The following is a 20,041-nucleotide window of genomic DNA, read 5'->3' on the forward strand; positions in this document are numbered from 1 at the left end:
AACATGGAACATTGGTCAAAGTATTGGCATCACCACGGTGTGCTCAATAGCTTCGCCGAGGGTGACGCGAACAGCGGTTACACCGGCGATTTAAAAAAGTTCTGGGAACAGCACATCAAGACGTTACCGCAAGGAGCAACCATCGTTGATCTTGGTACGGGCAACGGGGCATTAGCCATGCTCGCTCATGACTTCGGCGTGACACATCAGAAAGACTTCATCGTGCATGGAATCGACGCAGCAAAAATCGATCCGCCACAGCAATTTTCGAAGTCGCCAGCCCTTGCTAAAAAGCTAAAAAAAATCACTTTCCATAGTGAAACGCCCATCGAAAGATCGCCGTTCAACGAAGCAAGTGTTGACGCGTTCGTTGCACAATTCGCCCTCGAGTATGGGCAGCGTGATGAAGCGCTCAAAGCAACGCTGAAGAGCCTAAAGGACAATGGCCAGCTCATCGCTGTCATGCATCACCACGACAGTAAGCTGGTGAAAGACTCCAAAGTGGGGTTTACCGTGTTGACCTCTATTTTAGAGGAATCACCGCTGTTTCAACAAAGTGACATGCTACTCGACCTGGCAGCACAAGCCGTTCCGCAACTTGGAGCTGAGGGCTGGGCAAACTATCCCCATAATAAAATCCTTACACGTACCGTTCAGTGGACGATGAAGACGCTACAAGAAAAATACGCTAAGCCGGCAGAACTGAATTATGTGAATGATGTGGTTCGTCGAATTGCTCGCATCTTTGAGGCTATGAATGCGGACAATATACAAGAGAGTAGAAACCGCCTCGCGCATCAGTATCACTTGCTCAATGACCATCGTTTGCGTTTGAAAGATCAACTAGATGCCGCTCTCACCAAAAAAGACGCAAGTGCATACGTGAAAGCGAGTGAAAAGCTCGGTGTGAAGGCTGAGCTCGATGTTCTTGAAATTGATGGTTCCCCCTTTGGCTGGACCCTTTCTCTAACTAAATAATTTCTTCATTTTTCGCAATATCAAAAAGCCGCAAACAGTGCGGCTTTTTTTGTATCTGTCTTTCGCTTCGGAAAGCATTAAAAAAACGGGACCCGAAGGTCCCGTTTATCATTACGTTATGTAACTAACTTCTAGCTTAGAAGTTTTGTTGGAAACGTACATAGTAGACACGACCCCAGCCGTTGTATAGGCCGTAGTTGTAGTCACGACCACCGAATGGTTCAAGCGTAGGAAGTTTTTCAAACGCGTTTTGAACACCAACAGTGAATTTGTTATCCCACTGAGTATCGTATGATACTTGGATGTCATGAGTGATCCACGTGCCTAAGTGACCTGTACGGCTTACACCGTCAGCGCCATCTGGGTCAGCACTAACGTCAGTATACTGGTCGCCAATCATGTTGATATTGTAGGCAACAGTCAGGTCGTTAAGCGTGTAAGTGTTAGTGAACACACCGCGCTGACGTGGTGTACCTGGGTCACGAGTGATGTTACGACCGCCATCAACTGAGTAGTCGAGGATGTGGCTCAACTGGAAGTTGTTGGTTAATGCACCAAAATCACCGAAGTCCCAGTTTGCACGAAGGTTAAAGTCGATACCGCTAGTCTCAAGCGTACCCTCGTTACCGAAGCCTGCGTCGATGCGAGTAATTACGCCGTCAGCGTTACGAGTTACACCAAGACCTGGAGGAATTGGGTCGCCCGCTTTTTCACGGTTGATCAACGTTTGTGAACCAAATGAACGGATACGCTCTTCGATTTCGATGTTGTAGTAATCGACAGCGAAGCTAATGTCTTCTGTTACGTTCATCGCTAAACCAGTTGCGAACTGTTTAGACTGCTCAGCACCCAAATCTGGGTTAGCAATGTAGTACGCACTGATTTGACATGGTTGATTTGGATCACCAACAAGTACTGAACAGGTTTCAGGGTCGTTAACTGAATCAGCAGAGAACGAAGTCTTCTGAGTCAAGATATCCAATGATGGTGCACGGAAACCTTCACCGTATGAACCACGCCAGATGATATCGTCAGTGACAGACCAACGGAAGCTTACTTTAGGAGCAAAGTTGCCACCGAAGTCAGAGTAACGGTCATAACGGCCAGCGAAGTTCAATTCGAAGTCATAAGTTACTGGAACCAATACCTCGAAGAATGCCGCGTTTACAGTACGACCACCACCAGCAGAGTTACCTGCTGAACCACCAACTAAGCCAGCTTCTGACTGTGAGTCATATTGGTCAGTGTAACTTTCTGAGCGGTGTTCGAAACCGATGAAGCCTTGAACCATACCAGCATCAGTTGATGCGATATCGAATGCAGTGTTCGCATAGTACTCATCGATGTCGAAGTTAGAGATACGTGAAGTCGTTACAACACCAGCAGCTAGTACGCTGTCAGGGTTTTCGGTTGGGTTCTGGATATCATAACCGAAGCGGCAGTTTGCAGGGTCGAAACTGCCATCTGAACAATAACCTGGGTTAAAGTCGTTGATGTTGCCCCAAGCTGTGTTTGCTGCAAGGTAGCCATTACCGATTTCAGTGGTGTTGTTGCGAACACGGCGATAACCGAAGTCAACAACCATGTCACCGATGTTACCTTCGAAACCAAGCAACAAGTCTTTGTTTTTGTTGGTTACGGTAGTATCACGGTTACCCATCGCTGCGAAACGGTGCCACAGGTGTACTGGACGATTTTCGCCTACATAGTCTGGGTCAAATGCAACCGCGTTAGGGTTGTTTGGATCATAGAACCATGCGTCTGGGTTTGTCGGGTTGTTGTAGCTATCAGCAGGGGTATCTAATGAACCACCGTAGTAGAAGTTTGAATCTGGTGCTGGAGCGTAACGACCAAACGACTCGGTTTCAGCAACGCTAGCGTTCGCGTAGAATTTCCAGTCCGCATTGATTTGGTGCTCACCTTTCAAGAACAAAGATTCGTTCGCTGATGATGCTTCGTTCGCGTTAGTCGCGTTGAAGTTATAGCGGCAAAGGTCGCCCTGCTTGTAGAAGTTTTCAGACCCACAAGCACCTGGAATGCCTTGGAAGTTGAATGGTTCGTCAAGCGGGTAGTAGTTCGCACTGAAGATTGACGCGCCTGGAGTTACCCACGGGTAAGCGTTTTCGAATACGATGTCACGCTTGTTCCAAGATACACCACCTAACAAAGAAGTGTTTGCATCAGAAGAACCGAACAAGACACTACCGTTTTCGCGGTCACCGCCTTCGCGTGGCACAGATACTTCACCCTGACCCAAGGTGATTTGAGCACCGTTGTAGTCTTTACGAGTGATAACGTTGATTACACCACCGATTGCGTCAGAACCGTAGATTGCAGATGCACCGTCAGACAAGATTTCGATACGCTCTACAGCACCCAATGGGATAGCGTTCAAATCTTGGCTAGAACCGGTAGATGGAGACATGGTCAAACGACGGCCGTCAACGAGGACGAGTGAACGTGATGCACCCAAACCACGCAAGTCAACCTGAGAAACACCCTGTGCAGAGCTACCAGATTGAGGACGGAATGAACCGGTTGTGTTGAAAGTTGTGTTACGAACGATGTCAGCAACAGAGATATCACCTGAAAGGTCGATAGCTTCACGGTCGATAACTGTTACCGGAACTGCACCTTCCATATCGGTACGCTGGATACGCGAACCTGTTACTTGAATACGCTCTTGCGCTTCTTCTTGTGCTTGCTCTTCATCTTCTTCTTGTTGGTCTTGCGCCATTGCTGCACCTGACAAAGCAAGTGAGGCACCACCAAACATAAGAGCTAAGCGGATCGACTTAGCTAATTTGTTATTAGTATACATATCTTCTCCCTGGATCACTTCTTAGAGTGATGACTAGTTTGAACAGGCAAATAGTTCGACTAAATGCAAGTTGTGGACATAGCAAAAAACGTGATGAACTTTACGTTTTTTAACTTGTCCTTGCCCGATACTAATCAAAAAAAACCGATTCGGCAACATAGAATCCGCCAAAAAATGAGCATTTGTGGTGTTTTTCTGCACGTCTGTTGTAGAAATATCTTTACTTGCTCTTGAATACATCAACACAAAAACTACAACTTTTTGAACTAGCGTTGATTTTTCTCTTCTCTAACACCGCTACACCCCTCTCATTGAGGACATTCTCAACTCAATTGCGAGATTTATCACTTAACCTGCGCGGTGCTGCACTTACCCCCTAGTTTGCCTGTTGCTCTACCGATTTTCGGCGAGCAACTTACAACTAAATTATCCTAGGGAGTTTCCGCAATGATGCAAAAATCCTACCTTGCTCATTCAGTGCAGGCAGCTTTAGCTATTGCACTGCTTAGTGCAATGCCGATGGCAGCCATGGCGCAAGACACGAGCACTGATACACAAGCAGAAGAAAAAGCTGATGAGCGTATTCAGGTGACCGGTTCGCGTATTCCACAATCTACTAACGTCGTAAGCTCAAGCCCAGTCTCACAGGTTACCGCTGAAGAATTTGATTTCTCGGGTACCGTGCGTACCGAAGACTTAGTGAACGACTTGCCACAGGTGTTTCCTGGGCAAGCCTCGACCGATACTAATGGCGCTACCGGTACCGCAACGATTTCGTTACGCGGTTTGGGCACGTATCGCACGTTAGCCCTCATCAACGGCCGACGCATGGTAATGGGGTCGCCCGCCCAAGCTGGTATTGCTGCCGACCTTAACCAAATCCCAGCCGCACTCATTAAAAACGTGGAACTATTAACGGGTGGTGCCTCTGCAACTTATGGTTCTGATGCAATTGCCGGTGTCGTCAACTTCATCATGGAAGATGAGTTTGAGGGCGTAAAATTTGGCTACCAAAACAGCTTCTATCAGCATAACAACAATAATAACGGTGAAGCTGCACAAGCCAATCTAGAAGCCGGTTTCCCATTGCCTGACAGCAATGTCACCGACGGTCACATGAACGACTATTCATTGATCATGGGCGCAAACTCGGCCGATGGTCGTGGAAACGTTACGGTGTATGCCACCTACCGCGACATCCAAGGTATTACACAGAATAACCGTGAAAGTAGCGCTTGTGCGCTCGCCGGTGGTCCTGGCGATTGGAGCTGTTCAGGTTCGTCAACAATTCCAGACGGCCTATGGTTAGTTGGTAGCGACGCCTTGGTTAACGAAGGTGGCGAGCTTATCCCTTACGATGGCCGTGCCTACAACTATGCACCACTTAACTACTTCCAGCGCCCTGACACGCGTACAACTTTAGGCGGTTTTGCCAAGTACTATGTGAACGAACACGCCGAGTTCTTCGCCGAAGTCGGTTACATGAAAGACCACAGCTTGGCGCAAATTGCCCAGTCAGGCTCGTTCTTCTTGGACGTAAACTTCAACTGTAGCAACCCATTGCTCACTGATTCGCAATATCAAACAATGTGTGCGGATCGCGGCTATGGTGCTGAGGATAGCTTTACCGCTACCTTCGCTAAGCGTAACGTTGAGGGTGGCCCGCGCTATGCTGACCTACAGCATATCTCACACCGGATGGTTGCTGGCGTGCGTGGTGACATCACCCGTGACTGGACCTATGACGTGTCCTTCAACGTTGGTGATGTTGCCTACACCGAAGTTTATCAAAATGATATGAGCAATACTGCGATCGTTCGCGCACTCGATATTGTTGCCGATCCAGAAACCGGTGAAGCGGTTTGTCGTTCTGCTTTACAGGGGCTCGATCCTTCTTGTGTGCCTTGGAACGTTTTCCAACCTAACGGCATTACTGATGAACAGTTGGATTACTTGACCTTACCGCTGTATGCCAAAGGCGAAACACAATTGCGTGAGTTCAATGCTTACACCGTTGGTGACTTGAGCATGAGCGACTTCAAATCACCTTGGGCCTACATGGGACCATCGGTACTGTTTGGTTACACGCACCGTAGTGAAGCCATGCGTTACGAGCCTGATTCAGCCTTCCGTAGTGGCGACGGCGCAGGTCAAGGTGGTCCATCAGTACCGGTGAATGGCGACTTGAGCGTCGACGAAATCTATACTGAAGTTCAGCTACCGCTTGTTGAAGATGCAGCGTTCGCAAATAGCATGGTTGTCGACCTTGGCTATCGTTACTCAGATTACTCAACCGGTATCACCACCGATACCTATAAGCTTGCCTTAGGTTGGGATGTCAATGACGCTTTCAAAATCCGTGCCAGCTTTCAAAGTGCGATGCGTCACGCTAACATTCGCGAGTTGTTCCGCCCACAAGGTCTAAATCTGTTCAACATGGACGAAGACCCATGTGCCGGTACTAACCCTAGTGCGACTTTCGAGGAGTGTGCTCGCACCGGTGTGACCGAAGAACAATACGGTCAGATCTTCGATAACCCAGCCGGTCAGTACAACTACATGCAAGGTGGCAATCCTAACTTGCGTCCAGAAACTTCAGAGACGAAGTCAATTGGTTTTGTCTGGCGTCCACATTGGGACAACGACTTTGACTTCTCGGTCGACTACTTCGACATTGATGTTGAAGACGCAGTTGGCATCGTTGACTCTGAGTACGCACTAGACCAGTGTTTGACCACCGGCGCAGAAGCTTACTGCTCGCTGATCACGCGTAACGCTAATGGTTCAATCTGGCAGGGTTCAGAGGGCTATATTGCGGCGACCAACACAAACATTGGTTACTTACGCCGTACTGGTATCGACATCAATTCGAACTACCAGATCCGTCTTGAAGACATGGGTCGTGTGAAGTTCAACTTGGTAGGTACCTACTTCATCAACTTCGATGAATTACCGCAGCCTGGCTCAGACTTGATTGAATGTGCCGGCAAATGGGGCGGCAGTTGCTGGTCACCTAAGCCAGAGTGGCAGCATAACCTGCGTAGCACTTGGATCACGCCTTGGGATATGACTATGTCAGCCAACTGGCGTCACCTTGGCGGTGTCGATCACGTTAGTGGTGAGCGAAGCCTTGCTTCTGAAAACTACCTCGACCTGACCGCACAGTTTATGGTCTACGAAGGTGGTCGCTTTAGCGTCGGTGTGAACAACGTATTCGATAACGATGCACCTTTGCTTCCTGGCGGCATTTCTGACAACGGTAACACCTTCCCATCGTACTACGATGCCCTAGGTCGTTACTTCTTCGCCGGCTTCGAATACAAATTCTAAGCTAGCTAGAAACACAAAGACAAAGCCCCGCGACGCTGCGGGGCTTTTTTGGGTTAGTCTTTTGGTAACAAGTGTTGCTCGAAAAACAGTACCGTTGCCTGTTCATAAATATCACGGTTCTCTTTCTTACGATAACCATGCCCTTCATTGAGCGCATTCATGTACCACACCGTTTTGTTAGCTTCTTTCAAGGCCGCGACGACTTGCTCCGCTTCGGTCACAGGCACACGCGGGTCATTTTCGCCCTGCACAACAAACATCGGCACATTGATTTTATCCACATGGTTATTCGGACTAATCGCCTCTAAATGTTGGCGCATGTCTGGATCACGCTCATCGCCATACTCGGCACGACGCAGATCGCGGCGATAGCTCTCAGTGTTCGTCAAGAACGTCACGAAATTCGAAATGCCGACAATATCAACCGCCGCTTTCAGTCGGTCGCTATAGTGCACCGAACTTGCCAAGACCATGTAGCCACCGTAGCTACCACCAATGACCGCCACACGTTCGGCATCGAGATCGGGCTGGGTTGCAATCCAGTCAAGTAAAGCGCCGATATCTTTCACTGAATCCTCGCGTTTAAAACCATTGTCCAAGCTTACATAGTCCTTGCCATAACCAGCTGAACCACGAACGTTTGGTGCAATGACCGCGGCTCCAAGTTCTTGTAACCAGAGTTGCACCGTACTACTGAAGTAAGGCCGATACTGTGACTCTGGTCCGCCATGAATTGAAATGATCACGGGATGTGGACCTTCGGTCTGCGGTTTATAAACAAATGCCGGCACTTGCAGGCCATCAAAGCTTGCAAATCTTACCAGCTCGGGCTCAACAAAATTGTCAGTGTTCAAACCACCGACCTCACTATACGTCCACCGCGTTAACTGATCATTAGTATCGAGTAGGTAAACGTCCGTTGGCGACTTCGGCGTATTGATACTTAACGCTAGCTTTTTCCCGTCAGGACTAAACGTCAGCCCGCTGGCCACACCAATCGGCATGCCCTCAACACGAGTAAAAGCGAAAGTCATGGGATCAAACCGATAGAGCTGACTCATACCTTCTTCATTAATGGTAAAAGCCGCTGTGCTACCGTCCTCGCTCATCGCAAAGTTATCAACATTCCAATTGATGTCCTTCGTAATCAACCGTACTTCATTCGTTTCGGTATTACGGAATGCTAACTGGGTAAAATTAGAAAATTGGTCGGTAGTAAAAAAGTAACCCTGACCATCTTTACGATACGCCAATGGGAAGTTTGCGTTCGTCCCCACGTCGCTGCCTTCAAGAAGTTGGAGCTCCCCTTCGGCTAACTCTAATTCATGGATTCTAACGTCGGTGATGCTACGGTACTGCACGACCAATAGTTTTTCGCCATTAGGATGCCAGTCTACCGGCCCCCACCAACTGCCATCAGGTGCCGCCAACACTAACTCGGCTTGCTCTGGCATGTTCGGATTCATCACCCAAATATCATTCGAACGACCATCACGTCGGGTACTTTGATAAGCAATCTTATCGCCTTCTTGATTCCATACCACCGCGCCATTACGCGACTCGCCGTCACTGATCATGTGGTAGTCGCCGGTCTCCGAATCGAGCATGAACAACTGCGAAAATTCATTGCCTCCGGCATCCATACTGAAAATCATCGTGTTGCTATTCGGTTGGCGACTTATTCCACCGACTGGCTCATCAAAAAAGGTGAGTTGTTGCCGATAACCCCCTGCTTCGCTCACTTTATGGATTTGTGCGACATCACCAAAGCGTGTGCTGATATAAATAGCGTCACCATCACTGGTGAACTCTCGAAAAGCAGCCGAGCGGACATTCTGAAAGCGATTCAATTGCTCGCCGATCCGTTCAGGGATTTCTGGAATGTTTTCCAGCACTAGGTTGCCGTTATTGAGCGTTCGCGTGGTGTCTGTTGCTTCACTTTGCAGAGCATGTGCTTGCGCCAGTAGCAAGATACTGGTGGCACCGAGCAGAGCGGCAACGCTTTTGCGGTTGATGAACATGGTTTTATCCTCGTTATTCGTTGTTCGTTATTCGTGCGCTGCGCTGTTCATCCGCTGCGCTGTTCGATAGTTAAGGCCTCTTAAAGATAGGCTGTAAATGAAAAAAAGGGAAAGTTTGGAAGTATAATTAAATGTTTAATATTTAAATAAAACAATGATTTAAGATGTTTTAAGAACGATTAAGAAGGCTTAATTAGTATTTCGTCCCAGCCATTGCCATAGTTTTCCCACCGAGCACAGAAGCAACCGGAACAACACTGCTAGAAACGAGGTAAGCTATGACAACTCCAATAAATTACATCCCTGTGAAGTCCATTGGCCGGATTCGTTTTATTGCCGTTGATGACATTGTTTGGATCAAAGGCGCAGCCAACTACGTAGAAATTCACCTACCTGATGGTATGGTTCTGCACCGCGAAACTTTATCTTCATTAGAAGAACGACTGGATCCCGAGCTGTTTGTGCGGGTGCATCGTTCAGCAATTGTAAATATTGAACATTTGCACGAAATCACCAGTGAACTTGGCCGTTATTCGTTGGTCGAACTCAAGAACGGGCAAGAAATTCGCATTGGTAACGCCTATCGCCGCGATCTGTTTCAAAGTTTAGGCTTAGATGCGGTCAGTTAACTGCCGTATTGATGAAGGCAATTGCTCCGTTCGTAACAAATTAAGTTTGCACAGCGCACATTGCAGTAACCTTGAAGGCGGTTGATGCAGTTATCCACTCTCCCTGGATCGCGATGACTGTTTAAAACCATCCTTCCGTTTTGGCCGCTCTCCACTGTTGGGGAGCGGTTTTTTATTTCAACAACTCTTTCAACGGTGCGTCGTCACTTCCTGCGTACTGATAAGCTTGCGCCAGAAAGAGTTCACCGCAAGCAACGGCATCAGAAAACGCATGGTGCGCGGCATAATCAGGTAAATGAAAACGCTGACGACAAGCCTTTAAGGTGAGTGAACCTCGGGCGATGTGATGTTGTTGCTGGTGCAAACGCTGCGCCTCAAACGTCAAAGTGTCAAACTTCGCCAGCGGCTGTAACTTTACTTGATATTGCTTGGCAAAACGTTGCAAGAACTGCCAATCAAATTGCACATGATGACAAATCAACACCGCGCCTTGTAGCTCGCGAGCAAGTTGCGCCAATGCCATCTGAGGCGCCTCAGCAGCTTCGAAATCCCGTTGCACCATGCCATGTACCACCGGTGACTGCTTAAGTTCTGGATTCACTTGGGTCACAAAATAGTGCGCACTACGGTGATCGATAACAGGGGGCCTTATGGTAACCCAGCCCATCGCTAAAACCTGATCCGTTTTCGGATCTAAACCACTGGTTTCCAAATCAAGAGCGATGTAGCGATGCGCGCGCCAGCTCTGGTTGAGCTGTCGGTGACGTTGCCAATAACGTCGTAAGCCTAGCCAAATGCTCATCACCCAGTACGCCCAAACTTCAAACTGACGCCTTGCTGGCAATCTTTTAAGATACGAAACGCTGACTTAAGCTGTCGCCGTGACAAGGTGCTAAGGTCATCGGGATCAAGCGCATTCTTCGGTTGCTCAGTTCCCCATACTGCTAACTGGTGCTGCAATCGCAGTTGCGTAAGAAATTGCCAAGCTTCGGCCAACGCCTGATTGTCTTTGCGGTTAAGGAGTTTGCTGGCTTCCAATAAGTGCAGTCGTGCAAGAGTACGAGGCTCGGTCAACCCAGCATGCAAACTGTAGAGTCGCACAATGTCATTGATCAGGGCGAGACCATGGCGTTTGATATCGACCAAATCACTGTCTTTACCAGATTCAGTGCCTCGAAACCGATTGAACAAACCCAAAGGAACCTGCACGTTGGCCTGCAGTCGCGCTAAGTTACCCAAGAAAAACTCGGACTGACCAAGTCGCGCAACATCTTCTCGGTAGGCCTGGTACAAACGCTTATTACCTTGCACATTGCGACTATCGAAGAAAATTTGGCAATACATGAGCGCCTTCGGTGTGGGTGACTCCGTCCATGAGGTGAAACGCTCCAGCCAACCTGCCCGCGTACGTCGGCAATCCGGATTGGATGCCATAATATTACCTGGGCATTTGGGCACCCCGCAGTCGGCAAGACCTTCACAAACGTAGTCTCCTAAACCGGCAAACCATGCGAGCTGCTGTTCGTTCAAATCGTTAGCAAGTAGTAACCCATTATCTTGGTCAGAGCTAAGCGTCTGGTCCTCGCGCCCCTGCGAGCCAAACGCTAACCAAACATAAGCCGCAGGGGCCACACCATGCTCACGCTCGTAAAAATCAATAAGCTTGCGCGTCATGGTATCCGTCAAACTCGCTAACAAGCGGCCCACCGCCGCCGCGTCATTCATTCGCAACGCGAAACTATGCATATAATCGGGAATATGCTGCGCTTCATCGACCAAAGCCTGGCGGCTCTGTGCCTTGTTTAGCGCACTGATGAGCATCACCGGTTCACTTTTTTGCTGCCGCATCAAATCCGTATTGGTCAACATACCCATCGGCCGATCCTGCTCATCAAGCACCGGAAGGTGATGAATATTTTCCTGTGTCATCAACGTTAATGCGTCCAGTAACGTTTGCTGCCCACGAATAGTCGCTGGCGCTTGCGTCATCACCGCATTCACGTGAATGCCATAATCAAGTCCCTGCGCCACCACCCGATTGCGCAAGTCACGATCCGTTAAAATTCCTACCAGCCGCTCATCATCCACCACGAGTACCGATGAAATCTTCTCATCGCGCATACACTGCGCAGCTTCTTGGATCGTCGCCGTACTTGCCAGCCCAATCGGCGTCCGCGTTACTACCTCACTCACCAATCGCTGCAACGAATCTCCATATGCATTAGCAGGGGCCGCTCGCTGTCCTTGCTGAGAAAGTAAGCGTTGTTCGTGCGCTCGAATAAAGTAATGTTCAAAGGCGCGTGAATGTTGGCGTAACTGATCGAAAACATCAGCACTCAAGATATAAACGATACCGTCTTCAATCACTTCAAGTTTATTGACGACCCCGCGCCCCGTGAGCAATGAAGGAAAACCGAAGAGGTCGTGGGATTCCAGGCGCTCAATCAATGCACCATCAGGCGTAAGCAAATCAAAACCGCCTGAACGCACAATGTAAAGCGCCGGACTGTGTGCCCGAAATAGCTCATCGACATTATGTTCGTTTAGGTAAGCGGCTTTAATTTGCCCCGCTGCCCATTGCCGTTGTTCTTGACTGAGTTGGTCAAACGGCGGGCAATCGAGCAAAAAACGATTCAACTCCGCAAAATCTGGCTGCATATACCCCCCGTAACCCGTGGTTCAACCACGGGGTATTTCGAATTCAACCAACATGATCAAAACGTCAGGTTAGACCCGTGGTAGAACCACGGGCTACCCATTTACACAAAAAAAAGCCCGGCGGCAGCCGGGCTATGCATTTAGTGACTTGACGCGCCGCCCGCTCCTTTCGGATAACGAATCGACTCAACCAAGTCTTGGGTGTCTTGCGGTGCATCACCGGTGAGCTTATGGACCACGTAGGCAACGATGAAGTTAATCAACATACCTAGAGTACCAATACCCTCTGGTGAAATACCGAACAGCCAGTTCGCCTCGACGTTCGCTGCTGGATTCACAAACTTGAAGTAAATAATGTACGCCAAGGTGAAGACAATACCAACAACCATACCAGCGATAGCACCTGTGCTATTCATACGCTTGTAGAAAATACCCATGATGATCGCAGGGAAGAAGCTTGCCGCGGCTAAGCCGAAGGCAAAGGCCACCACCTGCGCCACGAAGCCTGGCGGATTAATACCAAACCACGTCGACAAAGCGACAGCTACAGCGGCCGCAATCCGCGCCCACATGAGCTCTTGGCGATCCGTGATATCGGGGGCCAAGGTGCGCTTCAATAGATCGTGCGAAACGGATGTCGAAATAACCAACAGCAAGCCCGCGGAAGTTGACAATGCAGCAGCGACACCACCGGCCGCTACAAGCGCCACTACCCAAGCTGGCAAGTCAGCAATCTCCGGATTTGCAAGGACCATAATGTCGCGGTCGACGGTCATTTCATTGCGCTCGTCACCCGAGTAGAACATCTTGCCGTCGCCGTTCTCGTCTTCCCAAGAGATTAAGCCGGTTTTTTCCCAGTTCTTAATCCACTCAGGAGCATCAGAATACTCGACACCCGTCAATTCTGGGCCATTCACAGTGTTAATCAGATTCACTTTGGCGAACGCCGCAATCGAAGGCGCAGTCAAATAAACCACCGAAATAAACACTAACGCCCAACCCGCTGAACGACGTGCATCGCGTACTTTCGGTACGGTGAAGAAGCGTACAATAACGTGCGGCAAGCCAGCAGTACCAACCATCAAGGCACAGGTAATGGCAAACACGTCAATCTTGTTCCGTACGCCTTCTGTGTAGGCAGCTAAGCCCAACTCTTCAGACAAGCCATCCAAGCGCGCCAGCAAGTAATTACCCTCGCCTGCCACACCTTCAGCAATGGTCGCACCAAAGCCGGTTTGCGGCAAAATGTGACCCGTCATGTAAATCGAGATGAAAATCGCTGGAACCAAGTACGCAAACGCTAACACGCAATACTGCGCGACTTGGGTATAGGTGATCCCCTTCATGCCGCCAAGTACGGTATAGAAGAACACGATGACTGCGCCGATGAAGACACCAGTGGCGATTTCAACTTCTAAGAAGCGCGAAAACACCACACCCACACCGCGCATTTGCCCGGCAATGTAAGTGAACGAAATCAAAATTGCGCAAATAACAGCAATGGTACGTGCGGTTTGCGAGTAGTAACGGTCACCGATAAAGTCGGGCACCGTAAACTTACCGAATTTACGTAGGTAAGGTGCTAGGCACAGTGCCAACAACACGTAACCACCGGTCCACCCCATCAGGTACACACTACCGTCGTACCCAGCAAACGAGATAATCCCTGCCATCGAAATAAACGATGCCGCAGACATCCAGTCAGCCGCAGTTGCCATACCATTCATCACCGGATGAACACCACCACTGGCAACATAGAAGTCATTGGTAGAACCTGCACGCGACCAAATTGCAATGGCAATATAGAGGGCGAAAGTCGCGCCAACGATAATAAACGTGAGAGTTTGAATATCCATGTCGCGGCCCCTTAGTCTTCGTGAACTTCGTATTTATTATCAAGCGCCGCCATGCGTTTCACATAAATGAAGATCAACACAACAAACGTGATAATGGAGCCTTGTTGGGCAAACCAAAAGCCCAACTTAAAGCCGAAAAAGGTAAACTGATTGAGCCAGTCCACCAAGATGATGCCAAATCCATAAGACACTAGAAACCAGACTGCCAACAGCTTAAGTACCAGTCCGATATTCTCGCGCCAGTAGGCTTTAGCGAGTTCTTCGCTTTTGAAAGCCATAACGCCCTCCAGGTTGTTCTGTTATTTTTTATTGTTGCTTTGTGCATTTAGCAATCTAGTCGGCAATTGCCTAGCGAGAAATACGACATTGGTCGAAGGCCACTTCATAGCTATAAAAAAACACCGCCGAAGCGGTGTTTTCTTTGGAATCTCGCCTATTCACCAAGATGTTTGGCAAAGAAGGCCAACATCTTCTGCCAACGTTCAATATTGTTCTCGGGCAAAAAGAAACCATGCCCTTCATCCTCTTTATATAACCACTCGTAAGGGTGATTCCGTTCTTTCAAAGCATCACGTAAACGAAATGCATGGGTTTCAGGAACACGTCGATCGGCCCCACCTTGAATGATAAACACCGGAGCCTTGAGCTTTTCGACATTATGCAGTGGTGACTGAGCTTTGCGTTCTTCCGCTTCAGCTGGCAAGACACGGTTTAAGTAATTACGACCCGCCAACGCTTGCGGAATGTCGCCCTCTTCAAACATTAAATCAAGGTCATAAACACCCACAAAACCGACAATACATTGGTACTTATCCGGTTCACGAACGCCGCTTTGCAGCGCCGCATAGCCCCCATAAGAAGCACCGTAGACGCACACGCGATCAGGGTCGACCATACCTTGGTCAATCAGGTAATCCACCCCGTCCGTCATATCGTCAATCATGGTTGTGCCCCAGTTCTTATAACCGGCCTCAAGAAACTCTCGGCCAAAGCCACCAGAGCCGCGAAAATTCGGTTGTAAGACTGCGTAACCATGCTCAGCAAATACTTTCGCGTCGCTATCTATCCCCATTAGACTGTCTTTAACGCCATGGGGGCCACCGTGCGGCAATAAAATCAACGGCAAGTTTTCGGCTTCTTGATCTTTAGGAAGCGTTAAAATGGCCTGAATCTCTCGTCCGTCTCGGCTCTCGTAAATAATAGCTTCTGTCTTCGGGAATTTGTGCTTCGCTAACCAAGGTCGTGACTCCGCAACAGGAACCAACTTGCCCGCGCTCCGATCAAACATATAGAACGACGGCGATTTGTTGGCTGAGCTAACACTCACAATCAATTTACTGTTATCGCGTGTGGCCGAGGTAATACCTACTGCTTGTTCAGGAAAGGTAGCCATTAAGCTTTGTAACAATCGTGAATAGTCAGCGTCTTCAACGTCCGCAAAAAAGAAACTATCAATCGTCGCATATTCAAATGCCGCACCAATGAGCTCGTTGGCGCGACCATCCTTGATGCTCATAATGGGTAACAGGTCAACGTTCGGGTGCGTCGCCAGCACGGTCTCCTGACGCTCACTCAAATCCATCACACTCAATGAACGGGTATCGGTTTTGCTGTTGCTCAGGCCGACCACTTGATCGCTATTTGGCAGCATCCGCAACGGAACAAAACCTCCTTCGTCCGAAGCATAGCTCGTCACTTCATACCATTCTTGATTTGCGCCATCACGCCCTAAAATAACGGTTTTGTTATCTTCTTCAGGATCAACACCCACAACCATGCGCGATACCCCGTCACTATCAAGGATTACCGACACATTGGTATTACGATAAGCGCGCAATGGGATACGTCCTTCAGAGCGCTTACGTCCAGAATCGATTTTTATGGTATACAAATCAAGGTAGGGTTCTTGTGAGGTAAAACTACGTTGATAAATCATCACCGCATCAGGTTCTTGCGGCAAATAATCAACCACTTGCGCGAACACGTATTCACCACTTTTGGAACGCGGCCCAGTCAGAATAATTTGATTCGAGCCATCGGCATCCATGGCGAAAATTTCGCCAGTAGCTGCGGGCATTTCCAACGGTCCTACTTCACGCGCCATAGAAAAAATAAGCCGTTCATCATTTGCCCAATTAAATGATGCGACGGACTCACCCTCGCGGCCTTGAGTAATACGCAAGATTTCATTGTCATCGATGGCGATAACAGTTAACTGCACAGTACCCTTTTCGGTTCGCGACGTAGCGGCCAAGTAATCCCCACCTGGGGAAATTTTTACATCTAAATATTGTGACGGACGAGCGTATAGCTCCAGCAGCTCATCGTTAATTTCGAAGCTCTGCGCAACACTGCTTGAGGTTAGAGCAATCAACCCCAGTAAAATGAATCGTTTCATGTTGCCCTCTACGATTTATTCGACAAAAAATCTATTCGACAAAAAAGCCCCACCGAGGTGGGGCTTTTATCAGTTCACAACATTCTCGGTGACCGCAGCTTAACTTAGAAGCTGTAAGTAAGGTTAAAGAATGCGCGACGGCCTAAGTAATCCAACTGTGAAGCAAACAATGGTACGTTACCCACTGTATAAGATGCTGCTGGACTGACTAACGGCGGCTGCTTGTCAAACAAGTTAGCAATACCGAAAGTCACTTCCATACTGTTCGACAACTGCGTATTCGCAGACAATGAATGCAGCACGTAAACTGGTGTTTCAGCGACGAAACGTACTTTATTGCCACGATACGTAGTGTCATCAAAGCCGTAATAGTCATACTCGTCAGTCTTGTCGTAGTACGTGATGTTCCAGTTGTAGCTCCAATCGTCACGGCTCAAGGTAGTGTTGATGCTACCAATGTGACGTGGGTTACCGATGCGGCCAATGTACTGGCTTGGCTCGTCAGTAGAGAAGCGCTGGAATGAACGTTGGATCTGGTTGGTATGATCCCACTTCACGCGTAAATCACCAAACTCGAATGAGTCTTGGTAAGTCACAACAAAGTCGATACCACGAACGATCTGCTCAGCAGTATTCAAGTAACCGCCACGTACTTCGATGATACTCCAGTCGCCATCTTCAGAGCCGTCACGACGGTCAAACTGATCGCAGAATGGTTCATTGGCAAAATCTTCAGAAGTGTAACATTGACTCAATACCGCAGAACCGGCAACACTTGAGATTTGGTCGTTGATGACGACGTCATAGTAGTCAACAGACGCTGCAAAAGTGCCTTCTGGGCTGGTATAAACCAAACCAATGCCTTCTGAAACTGAAGTTTCTGCTGCCAACTGACCTGCACCACCACCAGTGATTGAGGTCATTGAACCACCGCTACCAATCGCATCAGTGTAACTTTCTGGAATGCCATCTGCCGCACAGTTCTCACGAATACGCGGGTTAGTTGACTCAACCCAGTTCAAACATGGATCCGCGGTTTGCCCGATGAAGCCTGTTTGGTTTTCAAGATACAGCTCATACAAAGCTGGCGCACGGAATGATGTGCCGCGTGAAGCGCGTACACGGAAGCCGTGACCAATACTCCAGTTCATGCTGGCTTTGTAAGTGGTATCGCTACCGTACACGTTAACATCAGTCCAACGACCTGAAGCGGTTAAATCTAGCGCTTCAATCATTGGTAAGTCACGTAACAACGGCAGTTGGAACTCGGCATAAACCGCACGAGTAAAGGCTGAACCAGCGGTAATACCTGCACCTGTTAAGCCCCAAGAATTACCGTTACGGGTATGAATCCCTGGCGTATCGTCGATTTCGTCACGCTGCCAGTAAACACCCATTGCCGCACCAACCGGACCTTCAGGAAGGTTAAACAAGTCACCTGTGATGTAAGCATCCAACGTGTCTTGGCGGTACATAGTGTTACCAGTGTCGATACCGAACAAGAAGTCAGCTGCTTCTTGGCTTGGGTTACCGTAGATGTTGCTTGGATCAAACCAGTCGTAAGTCACACATTCTTTGTTTGAGAACTCGGTCACTTGGCCTTCACAAGGTACGCCAAGCAATTGGTACTGAGCCATCAACATTGAGTCACGGAAGATGATATCTTGCTCGTACTCACCGCTGTTATGTGAACGTTGATACGAAACGTCCCAGTTCCAAAAGCCAATCGCACCTTCTAGACCGATAACCGCACGGCTGTAATCAACAGTCGTTTTATTACCGTAATGCTTGGCATTGTAATGTACCGGCATAACATAGCTCGTACCGTTACCTGACCAACCCTCTACAGAGTTGACTGGAACATAACCACCGATGTCCGCAGTCCAGAACTGACGAACACTTTCCGACTTAGTCACACGACGGCTATGCAAGAGCTCGCCGTACATTGACATCGAGTCAGTTAAGTCATAATCAGTTTGGAAGTAAACCGACGATACTGTGGTACGCGGGATCATGGTTGCGTTTAAGCGGCCTGGGTGACCGCCACCATCCATCAAGGCGTCCGTTTCGCGATCGTAACCAGCCCAATACCAGCCATCTGGTGCTGAGTCTACGCCTGGGTTGGTTTCAGAAACATGTGTGTAACCAAAGTCGTTATAGTCGTACTGAATACGGCCGCTTGCCACGCCTGGCGCGATGCTGGCATGCCATAAACCGAAACCACTCTCACTACAGTGGTAATCACCGGTTTCAGGATCGATTGGATCATAACGCTGACCAGTATCGTAATCGAACAGGTAACGTTGTGAACAATCAAAATAGTCACGGTCTTTGCGTTGTAGACCAGTGTTGACGTTGTGGTCGGCCACTACACGCCATGAGCCACGGTCAAATGCTTCACCGTAAGTCGCATTCACACGAAAACGCTCGCCGCCTTTTTCAAACGGTTGCGTACCAGAGATATTGACTTCACCACCTTCGCCACGCTTGGTGATAATGTTAATAACACCAGCTACCGCGTCAGAACCGTAAAGTGAAGATGCACCGTCTTTCAGGATTTCAACACGCTCAACCACACTGATCGGCAAGGCGTTCATGTCGAATGCAGAAACTGCACCACGGGTACCTGCTGGTCCGGCACGACGGCCATTCAACAGAACTAAGGTACGGTTTGCACCTAGACCACGCATTGAAATTGATTCAGCACCGCTACCACCGTTAGTCACAAAACCTACAGAGTAAGCAGAAATGAGCTGATCCGAGCCCGCAGCGACTGTCGACGTACGTAGCAATTCGCCAAGAGTGTTCAAGCCTTGCTCTTCAGCTAGTTCAGCGGTAATGATTTCAACTGGGGTTGGGTTATCTAAACCGTCAGTACGAATACGAGAACCTGTGACTAAAATTTTCTCAGCAGGTTCTTCTTGTTGTGCTTCGTCTTGCTCTTCTTCAGAGCCTTGATCTTGCGCATAGACGGGGGCACCCGCCAAAAGCACAGAGCCGAATCCGGCCATCATAATGGTACGGATCGAGCTCGACAAATATGACTTCTCAATCATTTGTCTCTCCCTGGGATTATTGATTAACTCTTTACGAGCTTATTATTAGGCAGAACCTTAAGGTTGCTTTAGCCAAGTCTATGCCTGTTCAAAACTAGACTTGTGAACAGAAGTGAACCATAGAAAGCGAGCAATGACAACAAAAATTAACATAGTTGTATCGTTCGATTGTACTTTTTTTGTTGCTTACCAATAGCGTAGATTTAACAAACTAGACCACTACTAGACCACTAAGTATAGAGCTATTAACTAGAGACAGAATGTCGGATAAATGCGTTAAAAAGCATTAAATTT

At 48.6% G+C, this 20,041-nt stretch carries 11 protein-coding genes; 3 read left to right on the forward strand and 8 right to left on the reverse strand.

Annotation, left to right across the window (positions count from 1 at the left end; all coding sequences use genetic code 11):
• The first annotated feature begins 3 nt into the window (after positions 1-3).
• Positions 4-978, forward strand: coding sequence for a class I SAM-dependent methyltransferase (locus tag CWI70_RS05470; RefSeq protein ID WP_126771248.1), 975 nt, complete (start codon positions 4-6; stop codon positions 976-978).
• Positions 979-1,114: 136 nt separating this feature from the next.
• Here the strand turns inward: CWI70_RS05470 and CWI70_RS05475 are convergent, their stop codons facing one another.
• Positions 1,115-3,799 carry a TonB-dependent receptor plug domain-containing protein gene (locus tag CWI70_RS05475; RefSeq protein ID WP_126771250.1) on the reverse strand — a complete coding sequence of 895 codons (2,685 nt, stop codon included), beginning with the start codon at positions 3,797-3,799 and terminating at the stop codon, positions 1,115-1,117.
• Positions 3,800-4,246: 447 nt separating this feature from the next.
• Here CWI70_RS05475 and CWI70_RS05480 point away from each other — a divergent pair, with 447 nt between their 5' ends.
• Positions 4,247-7,129 (forward strand): TonB-dependent receptor plug domain-containing protein, encoded by a 2,883-nt coding sequence (locus tag CWI70_RS05480; RefSeq protein ID WP_198677652.1) that lies wholly within the window; start codon positions 4,247-4,249, stop codon positions 7,127-7,129.
• Between the two features lie 53 nt (positions 7,130-7,182).
• Here the strand turns inward: CWI70_RS05480 and CWI70_RS05485 are convergent, their stop codons facing one another.
• Entirely contained in the window at positions 7,183-9,150 is a 1,968-nt protein-coding gene (locus CWI70_RS05485; protein ID WP_126771252.1) for a S9 family peptidase, read from the reverse strand.
• A 278-nt stretch (positions 9,151-9,428) separates the two neighbouring features.
• Here CWI70_RS05485 and CWI70_RS05490 point away from each other — a divergent pair, with 278 nt between their 5' ends.
• Positions 9,429-9,779 carry a LytR/AlgR family response regulator transcription factor gene (locus CWI70_RS05490; RefSeq protein ID WP_126771254.1) on the forward strand — a complete coding sequence of 117 codons (351 nt, stop codon included), beginning with the start codon at positions 9,429-9,431 and terminating at the stop codon, positions 9,777-9,779.
• Between the two features lie 172 nt (positions 9,780-9,951).
• Here the strand turns inward: CWI70_RS05490 and CWI70_RS05495 are convergent, their stop codons facing one another.
• The 6 genes from CWI70_RS05495 to CWI70_RS05520 form a co-directional block, all read right to left on the reverse strand.
• Complete coding sequence (locus CWI70_RS05495; protein WP_126771256.1) at positions 9,952-10,581, reverse strand: 3'-5' exonuclease; 630 nt, start codon at positions 10,579-10,581, stop codon at positions 9,952-9,954.
• Complete coding sequence (locus tag CWI70_RS05500) at positions 10,581-12,437, reverse strand: DUF294 nucleotidyltransferase-like domain-containing protein (protein ID WP_126771258.1); 1,857 nt, start codon at positions 12,435-12,437, stop codon at positions 10,581-10,583. Before CWI70_RS05500 ends, CWI70_RS05495 begins: the two co-directional genes overlap by 1 nt.
• A gap of 140 nt (positions 12,438-12,577) precedes the next feature.
• Positions 12,578-14,293 carry a sodium:solute symporter family protein gene (locus CWI70_RS05505; RefSeq protein WP_126771260.1) on the reverse strand — a complete coding sequence of 572 codons (1,716 nt, stop codon included), beginning with the start codon at positions 14,291-14,293 and terminating at the stop codon, positions 12,578-12,580.
• An 11-nt stretch (positions 14,294-14,304) separates the two neighbouring features.
• Complete coding sequence (locus tag CWI70_RS05510) at positions 14,305-14,571, reverse strand: DUF4212 domain-containing protein (protein WP_126771262.1); 267 nt, start codon at positions 14,569-14,571, stop codon at positions 14,305-14,307.
• 155 nt (positions 14,572-14,726) lie between these two features.
• Positions 14,727-16,691, reverse strand: coding sequence for a S9 family peptidase (locus CWI70_RS05515; protein WP_126771264.1), 1,965 nt, complete (start codon positions 16,689-16,691; stop codon positions 14,727-14,729).
• A 104-nt stretch (positions 16,692-16,795) separates the two neighbouring features.
• Positions 16,796-19,747, reverse strand: coding sequence for a TonB-dependent receptor domain-containing protein (locus tag CWI70_RS05520; RefSeq protein WP_126771265.1), 2,952 nt, complete (start codon positions 19,745-19,747; stop codon positions 16,796-16,798).
• Between the last annotated feature and the right edge of the window lie 294 nt (positions 19,748-20,041).

Origin of the sequence: Pseudidiomarina homiensis (assembly GCF_003987225.1) — a bacterium.
Taxonomy (GTDB): Bacteria; Pseudomonadota; Gammaproteobacteria; order Enterobacterales; family Alteromonadaceae; genus Pseudidiomarina; species Pseudidiomarina homiensis.

Coding starts and splice junctions, on each gene's coding strand:
- CWI70_RS05485 (WP_126771252.1), bottom strand. CDS start 9,150: ATGTTCATCAACCGCAAAAGCGTTGCCGCTCTGCTCGGTGCCACCAGT.
- CWI70_RS05510 (WP_126771262.1), bottom strand. CDS start 14,571: ATGGCTTTCAAAAGCGAAGAACTCGCTAAAGCCTACTGGCGCGAGAAT.
- CWI70_RS05515 (WP_126771264.1), bottom strand. CDS start 16,691: ATGAAACGATTCATTTTACTGGGGTTGATTGCTCTAACCTCAAGCAGT.
- CWI70_RS05500 (WP_126771258.1), bottom strand. CDS start 12,437: ATGCAGCCAGATTTTGCGGAGTTGAATCGTTTTTTGCTCGATTGCCCG.
- CWI70_RS05505 (WP_126771260.1), bottom strand. CDS start 14,293: ATGGATATTCAAACTCTCACGTTTATTATCGTTGGCGCGACTTTCGCC.
- CWI70_RS05475 (WP_126771250.1), bottom strand. CDS start 3,799: ATGTATACTAATAACAAATTAGCTAAGTCGATCCGCTTAGCTCTTATG.
- CWI70_RS05480 (WP_198677652.1), top strand. CDS start 4,247: ATGATGCAAAAATCCTACCTTGCTCATTCAGTGCAGGCAGCTTTAGCT.
- CWI70_RS05495 (WP_126771256.1), bottom strand. CDS start 10,581: ATGAGCATTTGGCTAGGCTTACGACGTTATTGGCAACGTCACCGACAG.
- CWI70_RS05520 (WP_126771265.1), bottom strand. CDS start 19,747: ATGATTGAGAAGTCATATTTGTCGAGCTCGATCCGTACCATTATGATG.
- CWI70_RS05470 (WP_126771248.1), top strand. CDS start 4: ATGGAACATTGGTCAAAGTATTGGCATCACCACGGTGTGCTCAATAGC.
- CWI70_RS05490 (WP_126771254.1), top strand. CDS start 9,429: ATGACAACTCCAATAAATTACATCCCTGTGAAGTCCATTGGCCGGATT.